This is a genomic window from Acidiphilium sp. PM (assembly GCF_000219295.1).
Taxonomy (GTDB): Bacteria; Pseudomonadota; Alphaproteobacteria; order Acetobacterales; family Acetobacteraceae; genus Acidiphilium; species Acidiphilium multivorum.
On record NZ_AFPR01000257.1, the window covers coordinates 1 to 4,996 of the forward strand.

The window sequence follows — 4,996 nt, forward strand, 5'->3', positions numbered from 1 at the left end:
CGTGCGGCGTGCCGCCGGGCGATCTGGTAGCCCATCTCCCGCAGCACGTAGTTCTCGGTGAAATGCGGCCGGTCGAGGGCGCGCACCGTGCCGAGTTCGGCGAGCCCGGTCGCCGAGGCGAGCGTCGTGAGCGGCCCCTGCGCGTCGATGAAGCGCCAGTAGGCCGCCTTCGCCACGCCCGCGCCGATCGCGAACACCACCGCCAGCGCCGCGGCGGCCGTAGCCGTCCCGGTCCACACCCCGAGCAGGGCCGCCAGCAGCAGCGCGCCGGAGAACGCGGCGAACAGCAGGTAGAGCGGTGCGGTGAAGCGGTTGTGCCACTGGCGGATCGGCTTCAGGCAGGCATAGATCATCGCGGTGCAGAACACCGTCCCCAGCGCCATCGCCGCCGCCACCAGCCCGAGGGCGATGGTCAGCTTCGCGCCCGCGCCCAGCGCCGCCCATGACGCCGCGAAGCCCAGCGCCGGCAGGTTGGTCGCCACCGCCGCCACCCCCTCGCGCGACAGCCAGGACGACCGCCACTGGCTGAACGCCCGCCAGGCGCGTTCCTTCCGCCCGAGATGCAGCGTCGAGGCGACTAGCCCCGCGCCGGCGAAGCCGAGCGCGATCACCACCGCCACCGGCCCGAACCACGGGCTCTCCGGCAGCGCCCCGGCGGCGCAGAAAATCCCGAGCCAGGCCAGCAGCCCGTAGCCGAAGCCGGTGAGGGTGGTCAGCAGCAGGACCGAACTTGCCGGGGTCATCGCGAAAGCACCTTGTCCACGAGGGCGAGCAGCGCGCCGCCCAGCCCGCCCGGCGCCGATGCCGGCATCTCCACCGGCCGCGTCTCGATGCGCGTCTGCCGCGGCGGCAGATACTTGTTGGTCGGCCGGTAGCCCAGCTCCGCCATCAGGTCGACGCCGCCGCGCTCCGCCACCAGTTTCGACACCCGGCTCCCGGGATCGGCGAGATCGCCGAAATGCCGCGCCCGCGACGGGCAGGTCGCCACACAGGCCGGCTCGCGCTCCGCCTCGGGCAGCGACTCGTTATAGATCCGGTCGATGCAGAGCGTGCATTTCTTCATCACCCCGTCATGCTCGTCGAATTCCCGCGCGCCATAGGGGCAGGCCCAGGAACACAGCTTGCAGCCGATGCAGATATCCGTGTTCACCAGCACGATCCCGTCCTCGGCCCGCTTGTACGAGGCGCCGGTCGGGCAGACGGTGACGCAGAGCGGATTTTCGCAATGCAGGCACGAGCGCGGGAAATTCACCGTCTTGCCGCACCCGCCGCTGCCCTTCGCCTCGTAGGAATGGATTCGGTTGAACCACACCCCGTCCGGGTCCGCGCCATGCGGATCGTAATCCGGCAGCGGCGCGTGGTGCCCCTCGGTGTTCCATTCCTTGCAGTTCACCGCGCAGGCGTGGCAGCCGACACAGGTGTCGAGATCGATCACGAGGCCGAGCCGCCTGGCGCCCGGCTGACTCTGCGGCAGCGATGTCATCGCGCGGCTCCCTTCGTCGTCAACGCCACCGGCGCCATCCGCGGCTGGGTTTCCGCGATCGTCTCCGGCTCGCATTTCTCAAGCCTCACGGTAAGGTCGAACCACGCCGCCTGCCCGGTCACCGGGTCGGAATTCGACAGCCGCGCCCCGTCATCCCCCGCCGGCAGATATTCCGAGATCACGTGGTTGAGCAGGAAGCCGCGCACCGCCTCCGGCGCGTCCTGCGCCAGCGCCACCGCCCCGCTCCGCCGGCCGATCGCGTTCCACGTCCACACCGTGTGCGGGTTCACCCCGTCCATGATGCGGATCTGGCATTTCAGCCGCCCGGTGCGCGAAACCACCTCGACCCAGTCGTCATCCTCCAGCCCCTGTGCGGCGGCGAGGTCGCGATGCACGTAGAGCCGGTTTTCCGAATGGATCTGCCGCAGCCACGCATTGTGCGATCCCCACGAATGATACATCGACATCGGCCGCTGCGTGATCGCGTGGATCGGAAACTGTTTCATATCCGTCATGGTCTGCTCGATCGGCTCGTACCAGATCGGCAGCGGGTCCATGAACCGGGCGATGCGCGCGCGCAGCCGCTCCGGCGGCCGCACCGCCCCGTGCCCCTCGGCGGCGAGGCGGAATTTCTGCAAATGCTCGCTGTAGAGATTGAGAACGATCTGGCTGTCGTCGTCGATCAGCCCCATGTCCTTGGCACCCGTCAGATAGGCCCGGTTCGCGTGCTTGTAGTAAAGCTGCTCCAGCGGCAGGTCGTACCGCGCGAACCCCTTGTTGGCGATGTAGCGTGAAATCTGCTCGGGGTTCGGCTCGCCCCGGCCGAAGGCGTTGCCGTCCGCCCCGCGGAATCCGGCCAGCGGCCCCACGCCCGGCTTGCGCTGGTGGCGCACCATGTAATCGGCATAGGAACCGTAGAGCGGCTTGCCCGGCGCCTCGGCGAAATCCGGCAGGCCAAGCCGTCCGGCAAGGTCGATCAGCACGTCCTGGAACGGCCGCACGTCGCGGTCCGGCTTCAGCACCGGCACGCGGATCGCATCCGCCGGCCCGTGCGCCGAGCCGATCGGCCGGTCGAGCAGCGAAATGCAGTCATAGCGTTCGAGATAGGTCGTGTCCGGCAGCACCAGGTCGGCATAGGCGACCGTTTCGGATTCGAACGCATCCGCGACGATCACGAACGGAATCCGATACTCGCCGTCCTCGTCGCGGTCGGTCAGCATCCGCGTCGTCTCGCCGGGATTCATCGCCGAGTTCCACGCCATGTTCGCCATATAGAGGAACAGCGTGTCCACCCGCGCCCGCCCGGCCGCATGCGCCTCGGCGATCGCCATGTGCATCATGCCGTGAATGCCGAGCGGCGCCTCCCACGAGAACGCCCGGTCGAGCCGCAGCGGCTCGCCCGCGTCATCCACCAGCAGGTCGTCCGGCGAGGTCGGAAAGCCGAGCACGTTGCCGGTCAGCGCGCCGCGCCCGTCATGCGCCCGCCCCGCCGGGCCCGGTCCGGGCGGAATCGGCTTCGGGTGCGGCGACTTGTAGCGCCACGACCCCGGCGTATCGACGGCGCCGATCAGCATCTGCAGCACATGCAGCGCCCGGCAGGTGTGAAACCCGTTGGAATGCGCCGAAATCCCGCGCATCGCGTGCATCGCCACCGGCCGCCCGGTCATCGTCTCGTGCCGCCGCCCGTCGGTGTCGGTCCAGGCCTGCTCGATGACGACAGGCTGGCGGAACGCGATCTCGGCGATCTCGGCTGCCAGCCGGCGGATCGTCGCCGCCGCGATGCCGCAGCGCGCTTCCACCGCCTCCGGCGCGTACTCCGCCGCCGCATAACGCTCCGCCAGAAGGGCAAAGGACGGCCGCGCGCGCCGCCCGTCGGGCAGCGTGAACGTCCCGAGCAGCGCGGGGTCGGTGCCGGTCGCATCCGCCCGCGCCAGCGCGCCCGTCTTGCGGTCGAAGGCGAGCGCCGCGCCCTCCGCGTCGCGCGCGAACAGCCCGTGATCGGCCGCGCCCGGCGCGTCGATCACCAGGTGATGCGCGTTGGTGTAGCGGACCAGGAACGCGGTATCGACCGCGCCCTCCGCCAGCAGGCAATGGATCAGCGCCATGATGAACAGCCCGTCGGTCCCGGGCGTGATGCCGACGAACTCGTCGGCGATCGCCGAATACCCGGTCCGCACCGGGTTGACCGAGACGATCTTCGCGCCCCGCTCCTTCAGCTTGGCGAGGCCGAGCTTGATCGGGTTGGAATCGTGGTCCTCCGCCACGCCGAACAGCAGGAACAGCTTCGCATGGTTCCAGTCCGGCTCGCCGAATTCCCAGAACGCGCCGCCCACCGAATAGAGTCCGGCGGCCGCCATGTTGACCGAGCAGAACCCGCCATGGGCGGCGAAATTCATCGTGCCGAACATCCGCGCGAAATGCCCGGTCAGCGATTGCGACTGGTCGCGCCCGGTGAAGAAGGCGAGGCGGTGCGGATCGCTGGCGCGGATGCCCGCGAGCCGCGCCGTCACGATCGCCATCGCCTCGTCCCAGCCGATGGCCTCGAATTCGCCCGCCCCGCGCGGGCCGACCCGCTTCAGCGGCGAGCGCAGCCGCGCCGGCGAGGTGACCGACATGATCCCCGCCGATCCCTTCGCGCACAGCACGCCGCGATTGATCGGATGGTCGCGGTTGCCCTCGATGTAGCGCAGCTTCCCGTCCCTGAGATGCACCTTGATGCCGCAGCGGCAGGCGCACATGTAACAGGTGGTGTGGGCGACCTCGTCGCCGACCGGCGCGTGATAGGCAATCCTGTCTTCGGGCATGGCAGTTCTCCGCCCGGATTTATGACGCCCCGCACCGCTTCAGGCCATCGTCCCTGACCGATCCGTTTGATCGGTTCAACCGATCGGTTCGCGCCTGCGGGCGTCCCCCGCGGCACTCACCGCCGCCGCCAGCCCGTCGATATCCGCCGCCCTCGTCCGGTGATTGACGATCGCCGCCCGCAGCGCCCGCACCCCGTCGATCGTCGTGGTCGAGATCACGTAGCGCCCGCTCTCCTGGATGTCGGCGGCGATCGCGGCGTTCAGCGCGTCCAGCTCCGCGCCGCCGTCATCGTAGCGGAAACACACGATGTTGAGCGGCACCGGCGCGAGGCGCTTGAGCCGCGGCGCCGCATCCACCGAGGCCGCGAGCCGCGCCGCCAGCGCGCAGCAATCATCGACGATGCCGCCCAGCGCCGCGGTGCCATAGGCCTCGATCGTCATCCACACCTTCAGCGCCCGGAACCCGCGCGAGAGATCCGGCCCCATGTCGCACGGCCAGGGCGCGCCGCCCGAAAGCCCCCGCGCCGTCGTCGTCAGATACGAGGCATCCTGCGCGAAGGCATCCAGCATCAGCTGCCGGTCGCGCACCAGGATGCAGCCGGAATCGTATTGCACCTGCGCCCATTTGTGGAAGTCGAACGCCACCGAATCCGCCTCGCCGATCCCCGCGACCAGCTCCCGCCTCGCCGGCGAGGCCGCCGCCAGCGCC

4 protein-coding genes are annotated in these 4,996 nt (G+C 69.8%); all 4 read right to left on the reverse strand.

From position 1 onward, the window contains the following. Nucleotides 1-743, reverse strand: a 743-nt coding sequence (locus APM_RS10825; protein ID WP_007423414.1) for a DmsC/YnfH family molybdoenzyme membrane anchor subunit, incomplete at its 3' end; no start/stop codon positions are given. Next, a complete protein-coding gene (locus APM_RS10830) occupies nt 740-1,483 on the reverse strand; it encodes a 4Fe-4S dicluster domain-containing protein (RefSeq protein WP_007423415.1) in 744 nt (247 codons plus the stop codon). The genes APM_RS10830 and APM_RS10825, both read right to left, overlap by 4 nt. After that, on the reverse strand, nt 1,480-4,287 hold the full coding sequence (locus APM_RS10835) for a molybdopterin oxidoreductase family protein (protein ID WP_007423416.1): 2,808 nt from the start codon (nt 4,285-4,287) through the stop codon (nt 1,480-1,482). The genes APM_RS10830 and APM_RS10835 overlap by 4 nt, the downstream gene beginning before the upstream one ends. 75 nt (nt 4,288-4,362) lie before the next feature. Continuing rightward, on the reverse strand, nt 4,363-4,996 hold a 634-nt coding region (locus APM_RS10840), incomplete at its 5' end, for a pyridoxal-dependent decarboxylase (RefSeq protein ID WP_007423417.1).

Excerpts from the sequence above, each read along its gene's own strand:
- APM_RS10830 (WP_007423415.1), bottom strand. The coding sequence starts at position 1,483 with ATGACATCGCTGCCGCAGAGTCAGCCGGGCGCCAGGCGGCTCGGCCTC.
- APM_RS10835 (WP_007423416.1), bottom strand. The coding sequence starts at position 4,287 with ATGCCCGAAGACAGGATTGCCTATCACGCGCCGGTCGGCGACGAGGTC.